Genomic DNA, 24,313 nt, shown 5'->3' with positions numbered 1-24,313 from the left:
TATAGTGATGATATACTCCCTCTACTGAAAGTACTTCATTATTTAGTTATAATGCGCCATTTATACATGACTAACTATCATTGTCATGTCACCGTTAAATGCTATATCCTTATCCTCAGTCGTTAATATAAAATGTATCCCCTTTTCTAATTGGTATACTTCCTCTTCAATAGTAACAACACCCTGCCCTTCCACAATGGAGATGAGACAATAATGATAGGGCTTTGTATATGTTAAACTACCTGAAATAATCCAACGTTCAACTGTAAAAAATGTATTCGAAACAAACTGCGTATATGATTGACCTTGAATCATTTCATATTTAGGGATGGTGTTGGGTGTTTGCGTATTGAGATTAATGACAGCTTTACTTTGTTCTAAATGTAAGTCTCTTGTATTACCATCTTTATCTGTACGATTATAATCATAAATTCTATATGTGGTATCTGAGGACTGTTGGGTTTCTAATATTAAAATGCCCTCCCCAATAGCATGAACAGTTCCCGCTGGTACATAAAAAAAGTCTCCAGGCTTCACTTTTACTGTGTGAAATAAGTCCTCAAATTGTGCATTATCTATCATTTGTGCTAATTCATCTTGATCCTTTGCATTCACACCATAAATAATTTCTGCATCTTCTTTAGCATCTAATATATACCAACATTCTGTTTTACCATACTCTCCCTCATTAATTTGTGCATATGTATCATTTGGATGGACTTGGACAGATAACTTATCATTGGCATCTAAGATTTTAGTAAGCAATGGGAATTTTGCTTCACTGGTTTCACCAAACAAACTCTTGTCTTCATTCCAAACTTCTTCTAGTGTTTTATCCTTATGTTTGCCGTTTTCAATTTTATTTGGGCCGTTAGGATGTGCCGATATCGCCCAATATTCTCCTATATGATTATTTGGTAGATCGTAATTAAATGATTTGAGCGCTGTGCCACCCCAGATACGTTCTTGAAACACAGGTTTTAAAAATAATGGCATTGCTTTGTACCTCCATTCTTTATTTTATTTAGTATATCGTATATTAATTTCTCTCGTCTCAGTAATACATTATAACATTTTATTAAAGCGTTTCCATTTTCACCTGTAAAAAAACTGATTTCATATATTAATTATGAAACCAGCTATAGCTTATATTGTTCAAACAATAATATAATTATCACTTATCTGTTTTTAATACTTGGTTAATTGTTTGCTTGATATATTGATGCGCTGCTTTAAGTTGAATCCATTCACTTTGATTTAATTTTATTTCAAATCGTTGAATGACACCTTCTCTATCAATTAGTGTAGGTAAGCTAAATGCACTATCTGTTAAACCAAATTCATAATTAATAGTTGTTAATGGGATAATTGATCGTTGGTTGAGTGCAATGGCCTGTATAATATTTACTGTCACTTTAGAAATTGCAGCATTCGTCCAACCTTTTTGATAAAAAACATCCATAGAAACTTGATCTACTTTCGCACTAATATTTGCTTTATCAATCTCTGGAACATCAGTTAATGCTTCAAATTCATCTAACGACATTCCATGAATACGTACTTTACTCCAAACTGGCACAGCATGTTGTCCATGCTCTCCTATTACAAAGGCTTCAACATTTTTAGGGTCTATTTTATAGTGATTTGCGATTAATGTTTTAAATCTTGATGTTTCTAGAGAAGTACCCGTTCCTATTAATTTATGCGCCGGATAATCAAATCGATTTGCTATATAAGTAATCGTATCTACTGGGTTTGATATTAAGATTACAATCGCTTCTTGTGTAACTTGTTGAATTTGTGACATAACCGCTTCAATCATTTGACGATTATCTTGTGCGAGTAACACACGATCCCCCTCATTCGGGTCTGTCGGTGCGCTTGACGCTATAATAATAAAAGAGGCATCTGCTAATTCTTGATAATCTCCTACATGAATATCTATATTTGTAGAATTTGACAAACCTTGTATATGAGAATGATCTAAAGCTTCACCACTCGCCACTTCTTTATTTGTATCTATCAATATGATTTCGGAAAATAAATTCAAATTTTGAACATCAGTTAATATTTGGCTTCCTACTCTTCCAAGACCTACAATACCTAATTTAGACATTTTATCCCTTCCCTACTTCATCCATTTTAAGTTCTATATGTTTATTGATTTTAACTATATAAAGATTGTAATTTGATTATCTACATTATTTTTGATAAGGTATGACATCTTCTCCATATTTTTGCTCTATAAATGACTTCATGTCTTTAGATTGGAGCACTTTTATTAACGTTTGATATTTCTTATCATCTTTATGTCCTTTTTGTACAGCTAAAATATTAGCAAATGGGGAAGATTTTCCTTCCACTGCTATCGCATCTTTATGTGGAGTTAACCCATTATCAATAGCATAGTTAGAGTTCATTATGACTGCCGCGCCTTCTTTACTATTATATGTTTTAGGTAAAAATTCAGCACCCTGCTGATTATTAAATTTTAAGTTTTTCTTGTTTTCTACAATATCTTCAAATTTAGCATCTTCAATATTTACACCTTTTTTAATTTTAATTAAGCCTTTATTCACAAAGAAAGATAAGAAACGCCCTTCTTCTGCTGGATTATTCGATACATAAATTTTCGATCCATTTGGTATATCTTTGATATCTTTATATTTCTTACTATACACACCCATGGGCGTTGTAAACACTTTTCCTACTTCTTCAATATTGTAATTATGATCTGCTTTTTCAGCTTTTAAATATGGTACATGTTGGAAAAAGTTTGCATCCACATCCCCTTTATCTAATAATTTATTCGGCACTTTATAGTCATTAACTGTTTTTATTTTCAAATCATAACCTTTTTTCTTCATTTCTTCTTTAGCATGTTCAAGCACCTCACCATGCGGCGCTGGTGATGCTGCTATTGTAATTTTTTTATCATTATTTTTACCATTTGTATTACCACATGCTGTAAGCAATAATACAAAAATTACTAATGTAACTGAACTGATTATTTTTTTCATATTTTAGTACTCCTTTATTTTTAATAGTCTAAAAAAATAAGCTTTCTCATGATTTTTAGAGAAAGCTTACACCTTCTCTCATCTCCGAAAGTAACACTACTTTCTGTGAATTAGCACCATTTCGTTAAACGACGGTTGCTGGGTTTCATTGGGCACAATCCCTCCACCACTCTGGATAAGAGTAAAACCTATGTAATTGAATTGTTTTAATCCTAGCATTGTGCTCATGATTAGTCAATAAGTTTTTAGAAAATTCCAAATTATTTAAGCGTATTATTTATGAATTCTATTAGATATTGTTCCATGTGAAACACTAGCTTCACAAATTAAAATACTAGAATATACATTTTATATAAAATGCGTATTTAACTTGAATAAGTGGTATATGTATATTATTAAATAATTAATACATAACTAAGGAGTTGTTTATATGCGTATACTAGTCTTGGGCGCCGGCGGTATTGGTGGCTATTATGGAGGACGTTTGGCTGAAAGTGGACAAAACGTAACATTTCTTGTACGTCCAAAGCGTAAATCATTTTTAGATAAATACGGCTTAACCATACACAGTGAAAAAGGGGATTATAGTTTCAAACCACAATTAATCACTAAAGAGGATCGCGTTGAACCTTTCGATGTAGTCATTTTATCATCCAAATCTTATCATTTAGATCATGCAATTGAAGATTTAAAGCCTTTCGTAAATAGTACGACATCTATCATTCCAGTACTTAACGGTGTTGCGCATATACCAAAACTTCAATCAGCTTTTGGTAAAGATAAAATTTTAGGGGGTTACTGTGTCATTGAAACCACTTTAGACACAGCAGGCGAAATCATTCATACAAGCCCTTTTGACAAACTATATTTTGGTGAAATTGATGGTAATAATAGTAAGCGTTCAAAACATATTGCACAAGCTTTCTCTAATACTAAAGCAGAATTCGTCTTAAACCCCAATATCAAACAAGGTATGTGGCATAAATATTTAATGATTACTGTACTCTCAAGTGTAACGACATTGATGCATGCACCAATCGGTCCAATCCGTGATAGTGAAGGCGGTGGTGACTTTATTGAATCCTTATATAATGAGGCATCATCTATCATGCGTGCTCATGGTGCTCCACTTTCACATAACATCGTAGATCAATATATGAAATCACTTCAACAATTGTCTTATCATTTTAAAACATCTATGCAACGAGATATGGAAAAAGGATTTAACATTGAAGCAGATCATTTACAAGGATACTTACTTCAGTTAGCTAAATATTATAAAATTAATGCCCCTTTATTAACTTGTGTCTATCAAAGTCACAAAGTTTACAAAGAAATGCTACATTAAATAGTAAGCAAAGCTATTAAATATCTATACAGTTTGATTACTCCTATCACGGCAGCAGACAATAAATTCTAAATTTTATTATCCGTGATAGGTTTATAATTCAAAGTACAGCTCATAGTAGTGAAAAAGAGGCATAGTAAGCATATTATATATGCTTACTATGCCTCTTTTTAAATCATATAGATTAAAATTTATATCACGTTAACCTATTGTTCTTTTATTTCTTTTTGGTTTGTACGTTTTTGTAACCACATTGCTAGTGCCGCAATAATAACAATTAACACGATAATACCGATGAGTCCAAGATATTTAGCAATATTGCCTACTACAACACCTACTACTAGGAAATCAGTATCAGAGAAAGTCGTTGCTGCACCACCAAGATCTCCTAAGAATGGTAAAAATACTAGAGGTAAAAATGTAATAAGTATACCATTTAACGCTGATCCTGCGATAGCGCCTTTAATACCACCACGCGCATTTCCAAACACACCGGAAGTTGCACCTAAGAAGAAGTGCGCTACCACACCAGGTAAGATGACTACTCCACCAAACAAGAAGAGTAAAAACATTCCCAATACACCAACGATAAAGCTGACAAAGAAGCCAATTAACACTGCATTTTGTGCATAAGGGAAAACAATCGGACAATCTAAAGCTGGCTTTGTATTAGGTACAAGTTTTTCAGAAATCCCTTTAAATGCAGGTACAATTTCTGCTAATATCAAACGAACACCAGTTAAAATAATAAATACACCTGCTGCAAAAGTAACACCTTGAATTAATGAAAAGACTATAAAGTTTTGACCATCACTAATTTCTGTATGTACATATTGAGGACCAGCACATAACGATGCAACGAAATATAATAAAATCATTGTCAATGATATACTAATTGTACTTTCTCTAAGAAAACTTAAGCCTTTAGGAAAGTTAATTTCTTCAGTAGATTTAGACTTTCCTTTGAATAATTTTCCAACTTGACCAGCAGCCCAGTAACTCACTGTGCCAAAATGTCCTAAAGCTACTTGATTATTTCCAGTTATCTTATGCATTGTTGGCTGCGCTAAGGCTGGCAATATTGCCATAATCAAACCTAAAATAACAGATCCAATAATCACAGTTAGCGTACCAGTGATATGTCCTACTGACAATAATATGGCTAAGAAAGCCGCCATATAGAAAGTATGATGACCCGTTAAAAATATATATTTTAAATTTGTGATACGCGCAATAATTATATTCACTATCATTCCAAACACCATAATTAAAGCCGCTGTTGTGCCGTACTGTTCTAAAGCGATAGATATAATCGCTTCATTATTAGGAACAACGCCTTGCACACCAAAAGCATGTTGGAATATTTTTCCAAATGGCTCTAATGATTGTGTGACAACATTGGCGCCTGCACTCAGTACTAAAAATCCAAGAATTGTTTTAATCGTGCCTGATGTAATATCAGCTGCTGATTTTTTCTGTACAATTAATCCTATCAATGCAATTAAGGCAACTAATATCGCTGGTTGACTTAATACATCTACAATAAAATCTAGTATAGGTTTCATAACGCTACCCCCTTACTTACAATTTATAAAATATTCAATTCACTTAATTTTTCATTTAATTTGTTTTGTAACTCATCTTTATCTAAAATGTTATCTAACACAATGACATCACCTAAATTTTTAGTGTTCTCTTCTAAATCCCTACCACATATAAATAAATCTGCCATTTCTGGACTTGCACTCATAACATCACTATGTTCAACTTTGATATCTGACGGTGCATTTAATTGTTTCAGTGCTTCTTGTGCATTCATCTCTACCATAAAGCTACTTCCTAAACCGTGACCACATACAACTAAAATTTTCATATTAATCATTCTCCTTTAAATATCTTTATAATTTCATTTTTTTCTTTAGAAGCTAATAGTTTTTCTACAATATCTTGGTTCCCTAGTGTTGTTGCTAAGCTTCTCAATATTTCAAGATGACCTTGATTATCCACAGCACTCAATACAAATATTAGAGAGGCGTAATGGCCATCTTTAGAAAATCCCACATGTTGATTAAGCTTTAATAAACTTAATCCAACTTGATGCACATCATCATTGGGCCTTGCATGAGCAATAGCTATCTCAGGAGCTATAACAATATAAGGGCCTAATTTTTCTACACTTTTAATCATCGCATCTATATAACTTTGCTCAAAATAACCTTGATCTAATAAAGGCATTGCTGCAATTGTAATAGCCTCGTCCCAACTAGAAACCTGATCTTGTATCTGAACCTTGTCCGCTGACAAAATTTCCAAACTCACCTATATCCCCTCCTTAATGTTGACTTACTTTATAAATACATGACATTATATCTGGCAAGTGTCCTGAAAATAATGTTTGTCTTGCTTTATCATCCATCACTAATTCACTAAATTGTCTTAGCGCATTTAAATGAATTTGCGGTTGCTCCGTTGCTAACGTAATAATAATATGCACTGGATCATATTGTTGATGATTAAAATTCACGCCTTTTTCAAAATGAATCAAGCTAAAGCCAACTGATTTATTGACATGATTATGTTTAGCATGAATCAGTGCAATGTGTTTACTAATGACCATATATGGTCCAAAAGCATCTAGTTGCTCAATGATTTCATCAGCATAGGCATCATTTACAACACCATCTTTGACTAGCAACGATACACTTTGCTTAATTGCATCATCTCTTGCCAATGTGGGTTGATGTGTTAAAACTCTTGATTGTGGCAATACTTCTTGTAAGGTGGGACCTAGACCTCTTACTTCATTGACATATTTTTCTCTAGCGTGATTGATGATTTCATTGAGCTGCTTTCTATCATCTTTATTTAAAAATGGCGTCACTCGAATGACTGGTACTGTACTTTCTTCAAAGGGAACTGTGGAAATAATATAATCTATACCTTCGTGTCTCAGTAATGTTTCATCAATTTCATATATAGAATAAGCATCTACAATTTCTAATTCTGGATAAATATGATCTATTCGACTTTTCAACAATTGAGATGTTCCTATCCCTGAACCACAAAGTAAAATAACTTTTATCGCATTTGTTGTTATAGCTGAAATACGCTCAATCGCTGATGCAAAATGTAAGGTAATATATGATATTTCATCATCTGTAAATTCAATTTGAAAATTTTCTTCAATTCCCCACATATGTCTTTGAATACCTTCTACAATATGTCGATACTGATTATGAATTTCTTCATTCAATGGGTTCTGATGTGTCATGTCAAATAACATTCTGTGAATTGCAGGTCTAAGATGTACGATTAAACCATTTAATAATTTACGGTCTGACATTAAATCTAAACCTAGTTCCCCACTCATGCGTTCGATTAATTGTTCTGTCAGAATTTCTAAATCATCAATTTCATGATTCAGTTCACCTATTTCTGCTGTTTTAGCACCTAATAAATGTAATGTAATAAATGCTGCTTCACTCTGTGGAAAATGAATTTGAAAAATATCTTCTAGTTTTCGTTGAATTTGTAATGCGATTCGAAATTGTTCAGTATTCTTAAGTTTTTCATATTCTTTGTCTGGAATTTCAAATACAAATTTTTCATTGGCACGATGAATTGCAATTAAAATATGATAAATTAAACCATCAATTGCACTTTGTACCAGTTGATAATTTGCAGCTAACAAAATTGATGTTACCGATAAACGAATTTGTTCTAATTCTTTATTTGAAAAAAGTTGATGCCCTATCTGATGAGTATGCGTTTGAAAATAATCATGTACGCGTATCGCATAAGCTTTACGAAAGGCGCTTTCTTCACCCTGAATTACAAAACCTTTGTTTTTCTTATACGCCAGTTTCAATCCTTGTTGCTCGAGCCATAACTGCACTCGCTTTAAATCTTCAACGATTGTACGTCTTGTTACTGACACTATCGTCGCCAACTCTTGAGATGACGTCGGTTCAATAGATTCAAATAATTTCAAAGTAATATATAATAATCGCTCGTCTTTGGAATAATGTAATGTACCTGCCGTAAATCGTGGTTCTATAGCTTCCACTCGCTTGTTAATTGTACTGATTTTAATACCTTTATATTTATTACGTTGAATGTTTAAATCTAATTGTTGTTCCATACTTTCAATGTACTCTAAATCATATTGAATCGTTCGTTCCGATACATTGAATTGCATTGCTAAATTATGAATTTGAACAAAGGCCTTTCGCTCAAGTAAGAACGTTAGTATCTGATGTTGTCTCTTGCTTAACACATTAGCAACCTCCTTACAGTTACATTGTAAACGCTTTCTATAGATAGTAGATGTGTAATCTATTTCGTAATAAAATACGAAAAGTTGCGCATCAAAAAAAGCATCCTATTTTCAATTATAGAATGCTTTTTTCATATTTGATATGTCTTTTAATTTATCTCCTATACATGCTAAAATCTTTGGAAATTTATATTATCAATTTCATGATTAGCATCTTTGTGCAGTACTAAATCTGCCCTTTTTTTAGTAGGAAGAATATTTTTATTAATATTAACTTCATTTATATTTTCCCATAATTCAATAGCTAGATTCTCTGTTTCTTGTTTATTTAAATCTTTATATTGGTAGAAATGGGATTCTGGATTTTGAAATGCCTCTTGTTGTAATTTAAAGAACCTTTCTATATACCATTTTTTCATTTGTGGTATTTCACTATCTAAATATATTTTATAATCTAAATAATCACTCACTAATTCCTCTGAATAATTATTCGTTTGAAATATATTCACGCCTTCTATAATAAGTATGTCTGGTCGATTTACGTAATAATAATTGTCTTTCAACCTGTCGTATGTCAAATGTGAATATGTATAGGTAGGCACATTTTCATGACCATATTTAATTTTTTTCAAGTCTTTGATTAGTTTTTCTGTTTCATAACTTTCTGGAAAGCCTTTTTTAGTCATTATTCCTTTTTCAAATAGCTTTTGTTTAGGATAAATATAACCATCAGTCGTAATTAAATCAATTTTCCAATTAGGGTTGTATAAACGTAATAGTTCTAAAAATAATCTCGACAATGTACTTTTACCTACTGATACGCCACCAGAAACACCTAAAATAAATGGAATTTCTTTTTTGTTATTTAAAATATTGTCTTGAACATAAGTTAAAAAGGCCTTCTCTTTTTTTACTTTTTCACTTAAATATTCCACTAGTGGTATATAGATATCACAAATCTCTTTTTGTGTTAATTTGTCATTTAAACTTACGATTTTCTGTAAATCTAAATTTTGGATATCAATTGTTTTTGAAAATTCATTTTTGAGCCACTCACTTTTAGTAAAATACATATCTTACTTTAACTCCTTTTGAGTAAATAATTTTTAATTATATTTTCTAATACTGAAATAAATCTTAAAATTACTTTACCACAATATACAAAAATACCCCTAATCATGGATTCGAAATCCATAATATAGGGATATTTGTAATTTATGTCGTTTTATTGATTATTAACAACATTATTCAATTCAAATTTAGACTTCACGAATCATATTCAAGAACCTTTGTAGTTCTGTTGTCTTAGGATGATTAAATAATTGTTCTGGTGGACCTTCTTCGGCAATGATACCATCATGAATGAATACAATTTTGTTGGACACTTCTTTAGCAAAACGCATTTCATGAGTCACGATAATCATTGTCATGCCATCATTTGCCAAGTCTTTGATTACACGTAGCACATCATTTACTAACTCTGGATCTAACGCAGAAGTTGGCTCATCAAAAAGCATTACTTTCGGCTTCATCGCCAATGCTCGTGCAATAGCCACACGCTGTTGTTGTCCACCAGATAAAGCATTCGGACGTTGGTCTTTCACTGCAGTTAAACCAACTTTTTCAAGTAAGACGAGTGCTTGTTGTTCTGCTTCAGCTTTTTTCGTCTTTTTAACGGTTATTAATCCTTCCATTACATTTTCTAATGCTGTCTTATGAGGAAATAAGTTATAACTTTGAAAGACCATGCCCGATTGTTTACGTACTTTAATTTGTGATTTTTTATCTTTATTATTATAAGATTCACCATTTACATAAACCATACCTTCAGTTGGTAATTCTAATGCATTTATCATGCGTAATAAAGTTGTTTTACCAGAACCTGAACGCCCTATAAATGTGACAACTTCACCTTTATCGACACTTAAATCTATGCCTTTAATGACTGATTTATCGTCAAATGACTTTTTAATATTTTTTAATTCAATCATGAACGATACCCTCTTTCAAGATAAGATTCGTAAAAGTTCTGGACGATTGAAATGATAAAACATACAACCCAATACATTAAAGCAACTAGGATATATATCGTTAAATACTCATAAGTCGTCGAAGCAACTTCTTGTGATTTCCTAAACATCTCACCAACTAATATAAATCCTAACAGCGAAGTATCTTTAATTAAACTTAAAAAAGTATTACCCAACGCTGGCACAGATACTCTAATCGCTTGAGGTAAAATAATACGTTGAATGGTTTGTCGATAATTCATACCTATAGAAAAGGCCGCTTCTGTTTGCCCTTTAGGGATAGACATGATACCACCACGTATAATTTCTGAGGCATATGCACCTACATTTAAAGATAAACCTATAATCGCTGCAATCACCGGTGCTAAAGTCCATTGGTTTTCGGAATCGTTTGTGATCAACCTACCGAGTTCTGGAATACCATAAAAGATAATGAATAATTGAACAATCATTGGTGTACCTCTAATGACTGAAATATAAAAACGTGCTATTCCTCTTAAAACTCGGCTTGTTGAAATACGCATTAAGGCTGTAAGTAATGCAATAATCAAACCAAATACAAATGTCACTAACGTAATTGGTATAGAATATTTTACTAACCCTTCAAGCATCGGTATGAACGCTTGACCTGCTGCATCTATTGCATGTTGTTGTTCATCATTAAGATTTAGAAACATCTTCGCCAAACCATTTCTTACTTATTTTTTCTAATTCACCATTATCTTTTAATTTTTTCATTGCTTTGTTTACTTTTTCGATTGTTTTATCATCTTCTTTTTTACTGAATGTTAAAGCTGATTGGCTCTTCTCAGCATTCCCTTCGATGACTTTAACTTTAGCGTTTGGTTTTTGCTTTTTATAATCTAAATATGAAATATTGTCGTTAAATGTACCTTCTACTCTGTTGGATTGTAATAAATCCATTGATTGGTTAAAGCCATCAACTTTTGTAATTTCTGCGCCTTTAGATTTAGCAAGTTTTCCATAATTTGATGTAAACGTTTGTGCTAATTTTTTGCCTTTAACATCATCGAATGACTTAATATTTTTATTGTTTTTATTTACAACTAATACAGCTTCTGAGTACGTATATGGCTCTGAAAATTTATACTTCTCTTTGCGCTCTTTATTAATACCAACTTGGTTTGCAATGACATTAAAACGTCCAGAATCTAATCCGGCAAACATTGAGTCCCATTGTGTTTCTTTGAACTTCACTTTATATCCCATTTCTTTTGCTACAGCTTTCATAACCTCTACATCATAACCTGTTAATTTATCTTTTTTGTCATGGTATGAGAATGGTGCATATGTGCCTTCCGTACCTACTATAAATGTTTTGTCTTCGCTCGCTGTTTTATGTTTACTATCGCTATCTTTTTTATTCGAATTACCGTTTCCACATGCAGCAAGTGCCAAAACTAATATTAATGTTATTATACTGTATAATAATTTTTTCATAATTCGCCCCTCTATTCTTATTATTCTAATCGGAATAAAAGTATTCTATTCCTATCCTTCCCTTTAGTCAATAACTTTTTTATCAAAATTGCAAGTTATTTGTTATTTGGAATCTATTATATGCCCCACAATCTAATTGAGCACTTTATTTTACAGTGTCACAATTTCAACTATACAAAAAGCTACATTTCTATGATTATTGAAATGTAGCTTTTTGTTATCATTTAATTTTTCGTATATGTACCATTATCGTAGTTAATGTTAACACCTTTTTGTGTATTTGATACCCAAACATTTAAATTAATCGTCTGGCCATCATCATTTATAGAATATGCTCTTACATGAGAACCTCTAGGAATTAATTCCTTCCCCTTATACACTGGGGTGATTTGATAGTACACTTTAGTTTGTGGCTGGTCATGTATTGCATTTCTAATCTGTGTTTCTGAATAACCCATACCGCCGCCCTCACTATCTCTATTTGTACCAACGTTTTGTGCGCGTGTGCCTAGTGTTAAATTATGCGTTTCCATATCCCCACCTAACGACCAAGCCAATGAGTGTGACTTATTATAAATATATCCACGATAACCATCTAATTGCAGTATTTTATTGTTTGAATGTTCGCCCTTCCAAGTTTGTTTCATTGGATTATAGATACCATCTTCATATTCCCCAGCAACATGTACGCCATAAGCAAAAGACGGACGTTGTATCACTTGCGATGAATGACTATGTACAGCATCACTCGTAACTAATGCAGTCACCTGTCCTGCTCTCCCTTGACCATCTAAATCAGGATATTCTACCCAAAATTTATGATTGCCTTTTTCTTTTAATTTCTTTTGATCTGTAGTGTTTAGCTCAGTTTTATTATTGTTTATATACGCATAGTTTTCATTATTTGTCTGTGAACCAATTAAATCTTGATCTTCTTTCGTATTCTTTAAGTCTGGTGTACTACTAGACACAAGTTGTTCTACACTATGCGTAACATTTTCAATATCTTTTTCCCATTTTTTTAAATCTGTAAGTGACACATCATGTCCATTGTTATCACAACCACTGAGTATAACTGCAGATAAGATGAGTATAAAAAAAACTTTGATAAATTTCATTCTACGTTGACTCCTAATTATGTATTATTTCAGTATATTTCTTAAAAACCTTATAATGTACTTCTATATATTATTTATACAGACCTTATTTAAGTTAACTATATTATATCAGTAATTCAATATAAATTTATGAGTTTTTAAATATTTTACCATTATTCAAAATAAATAAAACTATGCACTTTAGAGCGCATAGTTTTATTTATTTACTATTAACAACCTAATCTATAACAACACTCAATCATCTCGTTCTTTATATTTCTGAGACCAAATTTCCGTAATCTATTTCAAAGCCCATATCTGAAATCATATCAAAATCCATTTTATTTGGCTGCCCGCCTGTAATTAAATAATCTCCAACAAAAATTGAATTCGCAATCATTAATGAAGTTGATTGTAATGCTTTTAAATTCACCTCACGACCTCCTGCAATTCTAATTTCTTTTGTAGGATTAACTATTCTAAATAATGCTAAAATACGTAAACATTTCATTGGAGTTAATTCATCCATATCTCCAAATTTAGTTCCTTTAATAGGATGTAAAAAATTAATGGGGATACTATCAGCATCTATTTCCTTTAAAGCGAATGCCATATCTATACGATCTTGGCTCGTTTCTCCCATACCACATATCACACCAGAACATGGTGAAATTTGATGCTTCTTCATCGTTTCTACAGTTTCCACACGTTGTTCATATGTATGTGTAGACACTACAGTACTATGATAATTTTCACTTGTATTTAAATTATGGTTATATCTATCTACACCAGCATTTTTTAGTTTTTCAGCTTGATCATCATTGGCGATGCCTAGACAGGCACAAATTTTAAGTTGTGGATGCATTTGTTTGATATCTTTCACAGTGTCAGCTATGTAATCTACTTCTCTATTGCTCGGACCTCTACCGCTCATGACTATACAATACGTACCAATATTATTTTCATGCGCAACACTAGCCCCCTCTGTAATCTTCTCTTGAGAAACAAGGCCATAGCGTGTTTTAACTTTCATATCACGCGATTGTCCACAATACCCGCAATCCTCAGGACAAATACCACTTTTAGCATTCAAAATCATATTCAACTTAACTTTATGTCCATAATAATGTTTGCGTAGTTGATAGGCTTCATGAACCAAATCCAAAGTATCTATTGTTTCGTTTGTATATAATGCCAACGCTTCTTCTTTCGTTAAGGACTCACCTTCTAAAATACGACTCGCTATCTTCATTATTTTTCCCCCTTATCTAATGTATAAAGATTATATCACTATTGTAAACTTTTTTCATTCATAAGTTTACAATAAAAATAGAAGTGTATACATTACTTTGTATAAATAGAGGATTATTGATTTTTTTCTATAAATTACTACCATTAACAACAATTCATTATTACCTTTACAACTCATTAAAAAGAGCGCGATAGAAATTATCGCGCTCTTTTTATTTAATTATTTGCTCCATATGCCTCATCATCAACAATAATTTCAACATTATCATGGCGATGTAATATTGAAGCAGGTAACTTTTCTGATATTTGACCTTCTATCAGCTGTTTGACAATATCTTTCTTACGGCTACCTAAAGCTAATAAAATGATTCGTTTAGCACTCATAATGGAATCTAACCCCATTGATATTGCTTGTTTAGGCACATCTTCAATATGGCTAAAATGATAACTGTTAGCATTGATTGTAGAGGCTGTTAAATCTACGACCCTCGTTTGACTATCGAATGGAGAATATGGTTCATTAAATCCTATATGACCATTTTCACCAATACCTAAAATTTGTATATCTGCCGGCCCTTGATTTCGTAGTGCTTGTTCATAATCAGAACAAGCACGTTGTAAATCTTTAGCAATACCATTAGGTACGTAAATATTACTTTTATTCCAATCTTTATGATGATTAAATAAATGCTGATGCATGTACGTATAATAACTTTGTTTGTGATCTGGAGCCAAACCAATATACTCATCTAAGTTAAAAGTCACGATACTATTTAATTCCATATCATTAGCGTTAATCAATGTGACTAAATATCGATAAACATCCGTCATCGTACTTCCCGTTGCCAACCCTAATACTGCATTCGGCCTTGCTTTCATTACCTTTATGAGTTCCGTAGCAACATACTGGCTTGCAATTGTACGATTTTTTAAATTTAAAATATTCATCTTCTCACCATTCACTTTCTTTTTTCATATGTTTTTCTTATATTAGTGTTGTTATATAAATATCTTATGAACGTTGATACTCTATGAAAGCTTCGACTTCATTTTTGATAGTTGTTACATGGGGACCATAGATAATCTGAACACCATTTCCCTTTTGAATCACACCACGCGCCTCTGTCGATTCTAACAACTTCTTATCAACTGCTTCATTTGATTTTAAAGAAACCCTTAATCTTGTTGCACAACAGTCAACAAGCTCTATATTATCTATACCACCGAGCCCTTTAATAATTGTTTCTGCTCGTTCATTTTTGTCTACGGTTTGTAGCACTTCTTCAGATTCACGTCCTGGTGTTTTAAAGTTGAATTTCGTTATTAAATATCTAAAAATGCCATAGTACACTATGAACCAAACCACACCTATAGGAAGGATCCAAATAAAGTTCGTTTTCGCATTCCCTTGAAGTAAGCCAAATAGTAAGAAATCAATAAAACCACCACTAAATGTTTGGCCAATTGTAATGTTAAAAATATCAGCCATCATAAAAGCTAAACCATCTAGAAACGCATGAATAATATACAGAATTGGTGCTACAAATAAAAAGCTAAACTCCAACGGTTCTGTAATACCGGTTAAAAATGATGTTAATGCTGCGGATAGCATTAGCCCACCAACGACTTTTTTATGTTCTGGTTTAGCAGTATGATAAATTGCTAATGCCGCACCACACAGGCCAAACATCATAGTAATAAATCTACCTGACATATATCTAGAAACACCTTCGTAGTATTTTGTAACATCTGGATCTCCCAATTGTGCAAAAAAGATATTCTGTGTCCCTTGAACAATATGTCCTTTCACCTCTATTGAGCCGCCGAGTGCAGTCTGCCAAAATGGCAAATAGAAAATATGGTGTAATCCAAAAGGTCCTAATAATCTTAAAATAAAACCAAAGAAAAAAGTACCAATGATTCCTGTTTTCTCAACTAAACCACCTACACCAAATATCCATCCTTGTATTGTCGGCCATATAAAAAACATACATACACCTAATAATATTGAAGCTAAAGCTGTAATAATAGGTACGAATCGAGAACCCCCAAAAAACCCTAAATAAGTAGGTAGCGTGATCTTATGAAATTTATTGTGCAAGCTTGCGGTCATTACTCCTGTAATAATCCCACCAAACACACCTGTTTCAACAGTTTGTATACCTAAAACCATGCTTTGTCCTTCTTCTGCTAAATTATTTTTAGCTATCGTGTCGGTAATAGTCAATAAGCCGTTCATTGAAGCATTCATGATTAGAAAACCTAGCATCGCTGCCAATCCCGCTGTCCCTTTATCTTGTTTCGCTAATCCTATTGCCACACCAACAGCAAATATAATCGGTAAATTTTGGAAGACAATATTACCAGCAGATGACATTAAAATAAATATATTTTGCAATAATGCTATATCTAACATCGGATATGCTTTAATTGTATTGGGATTACTTAATGCTCCTCCGATGCCTAATAATAGACCTGCTGCCGGTAAAATTGCTATAGGTAACATAAAAGATTTACCAAATTGTTGCGCTTTATCAAACAATTTACTCATAACGTTAACCTCCTAATCCCCCTAAATATACAGTTAGAGAAAATAATAATCAACAATATTTCTATTTATGAAAAACATTTTCATTTTATAGTTAATTAGCCTTCCCTTATTAATTTTTATTCATAATTATTGAATACTTTTTCAAAAATACAAAAAACCAACAAAGTAAAAATACTTTGTTGGTTTAATTAAAATAATATTATAGAACTTGCTTAAAATCGCAAAACCTGTTCATTTTTTAAAATATATCGCCTAATGTTACAGACATGATTGCTTTTATAGAATGTAATCTATTTTCAGCTTGATCAAATACTACTGAGTGATTTCCTTTGAACACATCATCTGTAATTTCCATTTCTGATAAACCATATGTTTCATATATTTGTTGTCCTACTTCTGTATTCACATCATGAAAAGCTGGCAGACAATGCAATACAATCACATCAGAATTCATTGTATTCAATAACATAGATTCATTAACTTGATAGGGCAATAATTGATTAATACGTGGTTCCAACACAGATTGGTCTTCACCCATTGAAAACCACACATCTGTATAAATGGCATCTGTTTGATACGTCGCTTGTTGAACATCATCAGTGATTAATATCTCACTTTCGGACTGTTCGGCATACTGCTTTGCTAATGCTTGAATAGCTTCATCAGGCTGTAAAGACTTAGGCGCAGCTATATGCACATTAACACCCAGTATAGCACCAGTAACTAATAAGTCATGTGCTACATTATTTCTAGCATCTCCGACATAAGTTAACGTTTTTCCTTTTAATGTTCCCCAATTTTCTTTCAATGTATAGAAATCCGCAATCATTTGCGTTGGATGCCATTCATTGGTTAAGCCATTCCATACTGGGACATTTGCATTTTCTGCCAAAGATTCTACATCTTTTTGATGAAAACCTCTAAATTCAATTCCATCATACATACTGCCTAACACTTTGGCAGTATCTGCAGTCGATTCTTTTACACCTAAATGGATATCACCTTGACCAAAATATTCTGGATAAGCACCTAAGTCATATGCAGCTACACTAAATGCTGAGCGTGTTCTTGTAGATGGCTTTTCAAATAGCAGTGCTAAGTTTTTCCCTTTTAAATATGGATGTGGAATACCACGCTTTTTCTTCTCTTTTAATTCACCAGTAAAGTCAATTAATGTATTTAATTCGTCTGTTGAAAAATCACATGTTTTCAAAAAATGCTTACCTTTAAAACTCTGTAACTTGTTTAATGCTGTTGTGTACGCCCCAATTCCATCACTCCAATGTATTTATAAGATTAATATACATATTAAAGGTAAATAACATAAAAATCAAGTATAAATATACTGTTTTATGTATAAAATTAAATAATCTTATAAATATTAGCTTAATAATACACTCATGCTTTTGTTCATATAATCCAAACAAACGTTTACCACATTTTTCAATGCATTTTTGTATCGAAGATGCTTAAGGAGGTACAATTATGAATTATTTCTTCCGAATTGCGCACTATTTGTATGTACACAATAAATATAAAGTACAATATACATATAAATATTTCCTTATGGAGGTGTAATGATATGTTCAGTGAAATCTTGGCTTTAATCAAACAGATTGTTGCTCAATTTATTTCAGGTGGCTTCCAAGAAAAATAATGCATCATAACTATTTTGTTAATTTTTATTTAAACTCAAAGTAAGTCATGGATCTCTCTTTGGCTGTCGATAAAGTTTATTGCTTTATTGACAGTCTTTATTATGTGCAGTTATCGCTATGATTATCTAAGCACGTTCACTATATGTATTTACTATGAAACGGTTCACCTATTTCGTAAAAATTTTAAGAAAAAGAAAAACCAAACGCGCTGCTCACGTTTGGTTACTTTATAGCTATATCGCTTCTTGCTTTTTGACCCTTGCACGTTCTTCAGGTGTTTTTAAAAATCGAGTCATAATTGCACTCGCTACATACAGTCCAAAAATTAAATACATCATGCCTTGAACGCCAATACTATCATAAAATAATGCAACGAGACCTGGCCCAGCGAACACACATAAACCAGCCCCTAAATTTAATATAGCCATCGCTGGCCCTTTGTCGCCATCTTTAACAAGTGATGGTACAAGTGCAGAAATCGGCACAAATCCTGCTAAACACATTCCCCATAAAAATCCGACCGTTCCTACTACAAATACATTACCTGTAAAAAGTTCTGGGACAAAATACAAACCTAATGTAAACACTGCACATCCAATTCCACCAATATATGATATCGTATTTTTCCAACCAATTTTATCACTCAATGCTCCAAATATTAAATTAAATATGATATTTGCTATAAAAATTGTTCCCCATATATTTAACCATGTGGTAGTAGCAATACCCTTTGATGCCAAATATATCGGTAAAAATAATGGAAAAGCATATTGGGCAGCCTGATTGATGATTCGTACAATACATGCCACTGCTACGCGTGGTTCTCTTCTTAAAATTGTAATACCTGCACTCATTTCTTTTAAATGTTCTTTGAAACCATGTCCTTTATCTTCAATTTCAAATTGATCTCTATTTACAAATACTGCCAAGAATGTTCCTATAAGAACCCATACAATCGCAGTCCACAGTGTAAAGAAATGACCGAACAATTGTATAGCCATTGATGAATAGAAAGAACCTAACACACTCAATCCTCCGGTGAATACAAACCAGAACCAACCAACAGCCGCCCCCAACCTTTTTTGTGGAGAGCGATATGCAACCCATACTAAAAATGAATATGCAAATAATGGATAACCAAAACCTCGTATTGCATATGAAGGAATCATCAAGCCATAATTCATTGAAGGAATTGCAAACCCAACAAATATTATGTGACCAATAATATATAACCCTGTCCCTATTAACATCACTTTTCGCGGTCCAATAATTTCAACAAGTACACCCGAAAGCCATGAACCTATTGCAATTGTCACACCATAACAAGTAGTTAAAATTGCTGTTTGTTGCACTGATAAACCGTGATCATGTAAGTATGGGCTGATCCAAGCAAGCTCTAAACCATCGCCCATCATAAATATAAGTACGCCAATATACCCCCATAATAAAGTTGGTGGCATCCCCATCTTAGCCAATTTTCCATTCATACTTAACACACCCCTATGAAATAAATTAGAACTCTCTATATGCTTAATACATTTTAGAAAACGCTTTCATTTATTGATATAATATTATTTCATTTTTTCTAATAATGCAAATTTATTTTCGTTTTGTTTCACTTTTTTTCGTTATATAATTTTCCAGCACGTTTTCATTTCATCATTCTATCTAAAAGTTTTATATATTACAACGCTACTTAAACAACATATTTTTAGAAATTTGAAATTTATTAAGTATATTTTCACTTTATAAATTCTTAATATTATCATTTTTCTTATTAATTTGATAAAGTACAGTTAAATTACTTAATTATAGTTATGTGCTAAACCTTGGGATGGGATGGGATGAATATATGAAATTTGAAAGTATTACATTATTAACTTCAAACTTTGATGAAACATTACAATTTTATGATGAAACATTGGAATGCCCTGTTCAAGTCATTAATCAAGATACATTTATTGTTCATATTGGGGAAACAGAATTAAAATTTATGAAATCAACAGATTTATCTCAACCATATTATCATTTTGCTATCGATATTCCTTATAATCATTTTTATGATATGAAGCAACACTATCAAAATATATTATTTTTACTTATGGAGGAAGGTAGACATACGGCTTACTTTGAATCATTCGTTGCACACTCAATGTATTTCAATGATCCTTCTGGTAATGTTGTAGAATTGATTGCTAGGGTATCCAACATCACAGATGACCCTGAATTCAGTAGAATAAGTGAGATAGGTTTCGTCTGTAATGATAGCTATGAAGTGTACTGTGCTTTATCACAATATCAGCTAGACACATATGAGCATCGTCCATTTTCTCCTAATGAATTAAATTTCATTGGTGATACACAAGATGAAAGTTATATTTTGCTCACTCCAGAAAATAGAAAATGGTTATTTTCAGAAAAGGTTTCTATCGCTTATCCTATTAAAATTAAAACGCCAGCCTTTAACTTAACTTATGATATAAACGACCAATGGCACTTAACTTCATCCTGAATATATACATAACGCCACGACATTGTATCTACTATTCATATTAGATACAATGTCGTGGCTTATATATTATTATTTACATAAACGTTCCTTTGTATAATTGCTTAACCTTGTACTTGTGATTTATCACTGACAAATTTCTTTAATGTCTTATCTAATCCATTTCTCGCTTCATCATCATATTCGTATGTGCCATCCTTGTTGGTAAAGATATGTTGATCTAATATAAATCTACCTTTATGAATCGTATCTGCACCTAATTCTTTAATAACTGGATCTAAACTATATTGAATTGCTAATACATGTGCAAATGTTCCACCTAACGCTAAAGGTAACACTGTCTTCCCTCTAAATGCATCACGTGGTAACAAATCTAAATACGTTTTTACAATACCTGAATACGCTGCTTTAAATACAGGTGAAACAATAATGATACCATCTGATTCTGCAATAATTTCATGCGCTTTATTAATTGTTGAATCACTAAAATCAGCTGTAATTAAAGCTTGCGCATTCAATTGGTGCACATGTATCACATTTGTTTCGATATCTACATAATCCAAATAATTTTTAGCATATTCTACCACACCGGTTAAACGAGATTGAATTTTATTTCCCCCTGCAATAATTGCTACTTTTGCCATGACTATACACTCCTCTCTATTTATAAAGCTTACTTAACTTTAGTATTTCCTCTTTTCCGTTAATTAATGATTTATGACTCATCATTTATTCCTTAGTCATAAAATGAAAAGCACACGATTACCTATCTATGGCTATTTCATAAATTGATTTGAAGTTAAATTTTCGTATTATTATCATCCTGAAATATATTTTGTGTAATTATTCTTTTTTGACAACTATTATACATTATAATAATAAAATTTTTATAATCTTTTTATTCGCAAGCATTTTACTTATCAAAATATTTATTGAGATGTATACTTTATATAGTTTGTTAAAGGAGTGGTATATTATGAGCACATTTTCAAATGAGGAAAAAGTGCAAATCTTATCAGATATTGTAGAAATGAATACAGTAAATGATAATGAAATTGAAGTTTGCGAATACTTCCAAAAATTATTTGCACAACACGGTATCGAGTCAACAATAGATAAAGTAGATGACCGTCGCGCTAACTTAATTGCAGAAATCGGTGAAGGTAGCCCAGTTATAGGTATTTCTGGACATATGGATGTTGTATCAGAAGGTAATCGTGATCAATGGACTTATGATCCATTTAAACTTACTGAAGATAACGGCTACCTATATGGTCGAGGTGCAGCTGATATGAAATCAGGTCTTGCAGCATTTGCAATTGCTTTAATCGAGATTAAAAATTCTAATGCCCTTAAAAAAGGACGCATTAAGTTTTTAGCTACAACTGGTGAAGAAATGGAGCAATTAGGTTCTCAAAGTCTATATGAAAAAGGTTATATGGATGATGTAGACGCACTTGTAATTGCTGAACCATGCCAAGATATGCTTGTCTATGCACACAAAGGTTCTATGGATTATCGCATCAAGTCAACTGGTAGATCTGCACATAGTTCAATGCCTATTCTTGGCGTTAATGCGATTAAACCACTTATTGAGTTTATCCAAGATATTGACGAATCTTATGCCAAAATTTCTAAAGAAGTTAAAGGTGAATCTTTAGATTTCACGAACTTATTACAAAAATTCAGCAGTGCTTTACCATCTTCAATGGATCAAAATGAAATTGAAGACGTACTAAAAGGTTTAGTTATCAGTAACACTTTAATTAAAGGTGGCGTACAGGTGAATTCTGTTCCTGAAGAAGCAGATGCAGACTTCAATATTCGTACAATTCCTGAATACGATAATGATAAAGTGAAAGCTTTATTTGACGAAATGATTGAAAAACACAATAACCAAGGTGCAGACTTAGAAAGTGACTTATACTTAGATTTAGAACCTGTACTTACAACTGGTAAGAACAGCTTAATTGACACAGCCAAAGTCATTGGTGACCGCACATTTAACAAAGATTTACTTGCTGCTCCAATCGGAGGCGTAACAGATGCTTCTAACTTACTTCGCGGTAAAGATGAATCTTTCCCATTCCTAGTATTTGGCCCTGGTAGTGAGCCACACCAAGTGAATGAACGTGTAGAAAAAGACATGTATTTAAAATTCATTGATTTTTACATCGAATTATTAACAACTTATTCTGAAAATCATTCAGTATAGTTATATTTTTAGCTAGATACCAAACTAAAGCAATCTTAAATATCCATGTAATTGATAACATCGAACAGGGTCTCACTTAATCTAAGTGGGACCCTGTTTGATGTTATCATATAGTCGCTATATTTATACTATTGTTGAATCGTTGTACCAACATTTTGACCGCTTTGGAGTTTCTGAATAATATGTGGTTCATTGCCCGCAGCGATTACTACTTTTTGGCATCCTAGCTCAATGGCTTGAATGGCATCTTGTACTTTAGGAATCATTCCACCATAAATCAATTCTTGATCAATGTATTGGTTAATGCGCTCTGCATTTAGTATTGATTGTACTTTATTATCAATCAACACGCCCGGGATATCACTAAGTAGATAAATGGGTGCATTCAAGGCTTGCGCTATTTTATAAGCCAATGTATCAGCATTGATATTATACAACTGGCCACTATCTTGTTTAATGCCTATTGAAGCAATGACAGGTACAAAACTTTCACCCAATACAGAGATGACGTTTGTATCTATATCTACAGGTTCTCCCACGTAACCATATTTTTTATCCAAAGGTTGGATATCAAAAATTTTCGCATCTAAACCATTGATACCGATACTTTGTAATGTTGTTCGGTTTAGTTTACTCACAAGTTCAGGATTCACTTTACCTATTAAAGTCTGACTAGTTACATCGAGTACCTCACTTGTAGTTACTCTTAAGCCATCTTGAAACATTGGATCCACATTTCGTTGTGCCAATGCTTCATTAATAAAAGGACCTCCGCCGTGTACAATAATAGGGTGATAACCTTGTTGTTTTAATGCTGCGATATCTTCAATGGTAGAATCATGCAAATGTGTCAATGTGCTACCACCTATTTTAATTACAATATAACTCATGTCTTAC

The 24,313-nt window shown here is 32.4% G+C and carries 22 protein-coding genes and 1 riboswitch; of the genes, 3 read left to right on the top strand and 19 right to left on the bottom strand.

Annotation, left to right across the window (positions count from 1 at the left end; translation table 11 throughout):
* Positions 1-60 precede the first annotated feature (60 nt).
* The 3 genes from manA to PYW31_RS01335 form a co-directional block, all read right to left on the bottom strand.
* Positions 61-996 carry a mannose-6-phosphate isomerase, class I gene (gene manA, locus PYW31_RS01345; RefSeq protein ID WP_046836451.1) on the bottom strand — a complete coding sequence of 312 codons (936 nt, stop codon included), beginning with the start codon at positions 994-996 and terminating at the stop codon, positions 61-63.
* 178 nt (positions 997-1,174) lie between these two features.
* Positions 1,175-2,116: a lactate/malate family dehydrogenase gene (locus tag PYW31_RS01340; RefSeq protein WP_046836452.1), complete on the bottom strand. Its 942-nt coding sequence runs from the start codon at positions 2,114-2,116 to the stop codon at positions 1,175-1,177.
* Between the two features lie 85 nt (positions 2,117-2,201).
* The gene (locus tag PYW31_RS01335) at positions 2,202-3,020 is read right to left on the bottom strand and encodes a MetQ/NlpA family ABC transporter substrate-binding protein (RefSeq protein ID WP_046836453.1); all 819 of its coding nucleotides are present in this window, start codon (positions 3,018-3,020) and stop codon (positions 2,202-2,204) included.
* Between the two features lie 75 nt (positions 3,021-3,095).
* Positions 3,096-3,202, bottom strand: a riboswitch (SAM riboswitch).
* 248 nt (positions 3,203-3,450) lie between these two features.
* Between PYW31_RS01335 and panE the strand changes: the two genes are divergently transcribed.
* Positions 3,451-4,368 (top strand): 2-dehydropantoate 2-reductase, encoded by a 918-nt coding sequence (gene panE, locus PYW31_RS01330; RefSeq protein WP_046836454.1) that lies wholly within the window; start codon positions 3,451-3,453, stop codon positions 4,366-4,368.
* Between the two features lie 206 nt (positions 4,369-4,574).
* Here panE and PYW31_RS01325 read toward each other — a convergent pair whose 3' ends face one another.
* The 14 genes from PYW31_RS01325 to PYW31_RS01260 form a co-directional block, all read right to left on the bottom strand.
* Positions 4,575-5,933, bottom strand: a complete 1,359-nt coding sequence (locus tag PYW31_RS01325) for a PTS ascorbate transporter subunit IIC (RefSeq protein WP_046836455.1) — start codon at positions 5,931-5,933, stop codon at positions 4,575-4,577.
* 23 nt (positions 5,934-5,956) lie between these two features.
* Entirely contained in the window at positions 5,957-6,241 is a 285-nt protein-coding gene (locus tag PYW31_RS01320) for a PTS sugar transporter subunit IIB (RefSeq protein WP_046836456.1), read from the bottom strand.
* Between the two features lie 5 nt (positions 6,242-6,246).
* Positions 6,247-6,687, bottom strand: coding sequence for a PTS sugar transporter subunit IIA (locus PYW31_RS01315; protein ID WP_046836457.1), 441 nt, complete (start codon positions 6,685-6,687; stop codon positions 6,247-6,249).
* A gap of 13 nt (positions 6,688-6,700) precedes the next feature.
* A complete protein-coding gene (locus PYW31_RS01310; RefSeq protein ID WP_063410250.1) occupies positions 6,701-8,644 on the bottom strand; it encodes a BglG family transcription antiterminator in 1,944 nt (647 codons plus the stop codon).
* 170 nt (positions 8,645-8,814) lie between these two features.
* Complete coding sequence (gene coaA, locus PYW31_RS01305) at positions 8,815-9,717, bottom strand: type I pantothenate kinase (protein ID WP_046837547.1); 903 nt, start codon at positions 9,715-9,717, stop codon at positions 8,815-8,817.
* Positions 9,718-9,903: 186 nt separating this feature from the next.
* Complete coding sequence (locus tag PYW31_RS01300; RefSeq protein WP_046837546.1) at positions 9,904-10,635, bottom strand: amino acid ABC transporter ATP-binding protein; 732 nt, start codon at positions 10,633-10,635, stop codon at positions 9,904-9,906.
* Positions 10,632-11,351, bottom strand: a complete 720-nt coding sequence (locus PYW31_RS01295) for an amino acid ABC transporter permease (protein ID WP_046837545.1) — start codon at positions 11,349-11,351, stop codon at positions 10,632-10,634. Before PYW31_RS01295 ends, PYW31_RS01300 begins: the two co-directional genes overlap by 4 nt.
* The gene (locus tag PYW31_RS01290) at positions 11,335-12,135 is read right to left on the bottom strand and encodes an amino acid ABC transporter substrate-binding protein (RefSeq protein ID WP_046837544.1); all 801 of its coding nucleotides are present in this window, start codon (positions 12,133-12,135) and stop codon (positions 11,335-11,337) included. Before PYW31_RS01290 ends, PYW31_RS01295 begins: the two co-directional genes overlap by 17 nt.
* A 224-nt stretch (positions 12,136-12,359) precedes the next feature.
* Entirely contained in the window at positions 12,360-13,253 is an 894-nt protein-coding gene (locus PYW31_RS01285; RefSeq protein WP_046837543.1) for a DNA/RNA non-specific endonuclease, read from the bottom strand.
* A gap of 250 nt (positions 13,254-13,503) precedes the next feature.
* Positions 13,504-14,484 (bottom strand): biotin synthase BioB, encoded by a 981-nt coding sequence (gene bioB / locus PYW31_RS01280; protein WP_046837542.1) that lies wholly within the window; start codon positions 14,482-14,484, stop codon positions 13,504-13,506.
* A 215-nt stretch (positions 14,485-14,699) separates the two neighbouring features.
* Positions 14,700-15,431: a glucosamine-6-phosphate deaminase gene (nagB, locus tag PYW31_RS01275; RefSeq protein ID WP_046837541.1), complete on the bottom strand. Its 732-nt coding sequence runs from the start codon at positions 15,429-15,431 to the stop codon at positions 14,700-14,702.
* Positions 15,432-15,495: 64 nt separating this feature from the next.
* On the bottom strand, positions 15,496-17,034 hold the full coding sequence (locus tag PYW31_RS01270; protein ID WP_046837540.1) for a PTS transporter subunit EIIC: 1,539 nt from the start codon (positions 17,032-17,034) through the stop codon (positions 15,496-15,498).
* Between the two features lie 238 nt (positions 17,035-17,272).
* Positions 17,273-18,304 carry an ornithine carbamoyltransferase gene (argF, locus tag PYW31_RS01265; RefSeq protein ID WP_082104721.1) on the bottom strand — a complete coding sequence of 344 codons (1,032 nt, stop codon included), beginning with the start codon at positions 18,302-18,304 and terminating at the stop codon, positions 17,273-17,275.
* Between the two features lie 621 nt (positions 18,305-18,925).
* Entirely contained in the window at positions 18,926-20,179 is a 1,254-nt protein-coding gene (locus tag PYW31_RS01260) for an MFS transporter (RefSeq protein ID WP_046837538.1), read from the bottom strand.
* Between the two features lie 365 nt (positions 20,180-20,544).
* Between PYW31_RS01260 and PYW31_RS01255 the strand changes: the two genes are divergently transcribed.
* Entirely contained in the window at positions 20,545-21,204 is a 660-nt protein-coding gene (locus tag PYW31_RS01255) for a hypothetical protein (protein WP_046837537.1), read from the top strand.
* A 101-nt stretch (positions 21,205-21,305) separates the two neighbouring features.
* Here PYW31_RS01255 and ssuE read toward each other — a convergent pair whose 3' ends face one another.
* The gene (gene ssuE, locus PYW31_RS01250) at positions 21,306-21,845 is read right to left on the bottom strand and encodes an NADPH-dependent FMN reductase (RefSeq protein WP_046837536.1); all 540 of its coding nucleotides are present in this window, start codon (positions 21,843-21,845) and stop codon (positions 21,306-21,308) included.
* Between the two features lie 332 nt (positions 21,846-22,177).
* Here ssuE and PYW31_RS01245 point away from each other — a divergent pair, with 332 nt between their 5' ends.
* On the top strand, positions 22,178-23,416 hold the full coding sequence (locus tag PYW31_RS01245; protein WP_046837535.1) for an ArgE/DapE family deacylase: 1,239 nt from the start codon (positions 22,178-22,180) through the stop codon (positions 23,414-23,416).
* Between the two features lie 128 nt (positions 23,417-23,544).
* On the opposite strand, the gene argB is transcribed toward PYW31_RS01245, so the two are convergent.
* Positions 23,545-24,306, bottom strand: a complete 762-nt coding sequence (gene argB / locus PYW31_RS01240; RefSeq protein ID WP_046837534.1) for an acetylglutamate kinase — start codon at positions 24,304-24,306, stop codon at positions 23,545-23,547.
* Positions 24,307-24,313 lie beyond the last annotated feature (7 nt).

Origin of the sequence: Staphylococcus succinus, assembly GCF_029024945.1 — a bacterium.
Lineage (GTDB): Bacteria > Bacillota > Bacilli > Staphylococcales > Staphylococcaceae > Staphylococcus > Staphylococcus succinus.
Note: the sequence above shows the minus strand (reverse complement) of the source record. Positions and strands in the feature narration are given on the sequence as shown.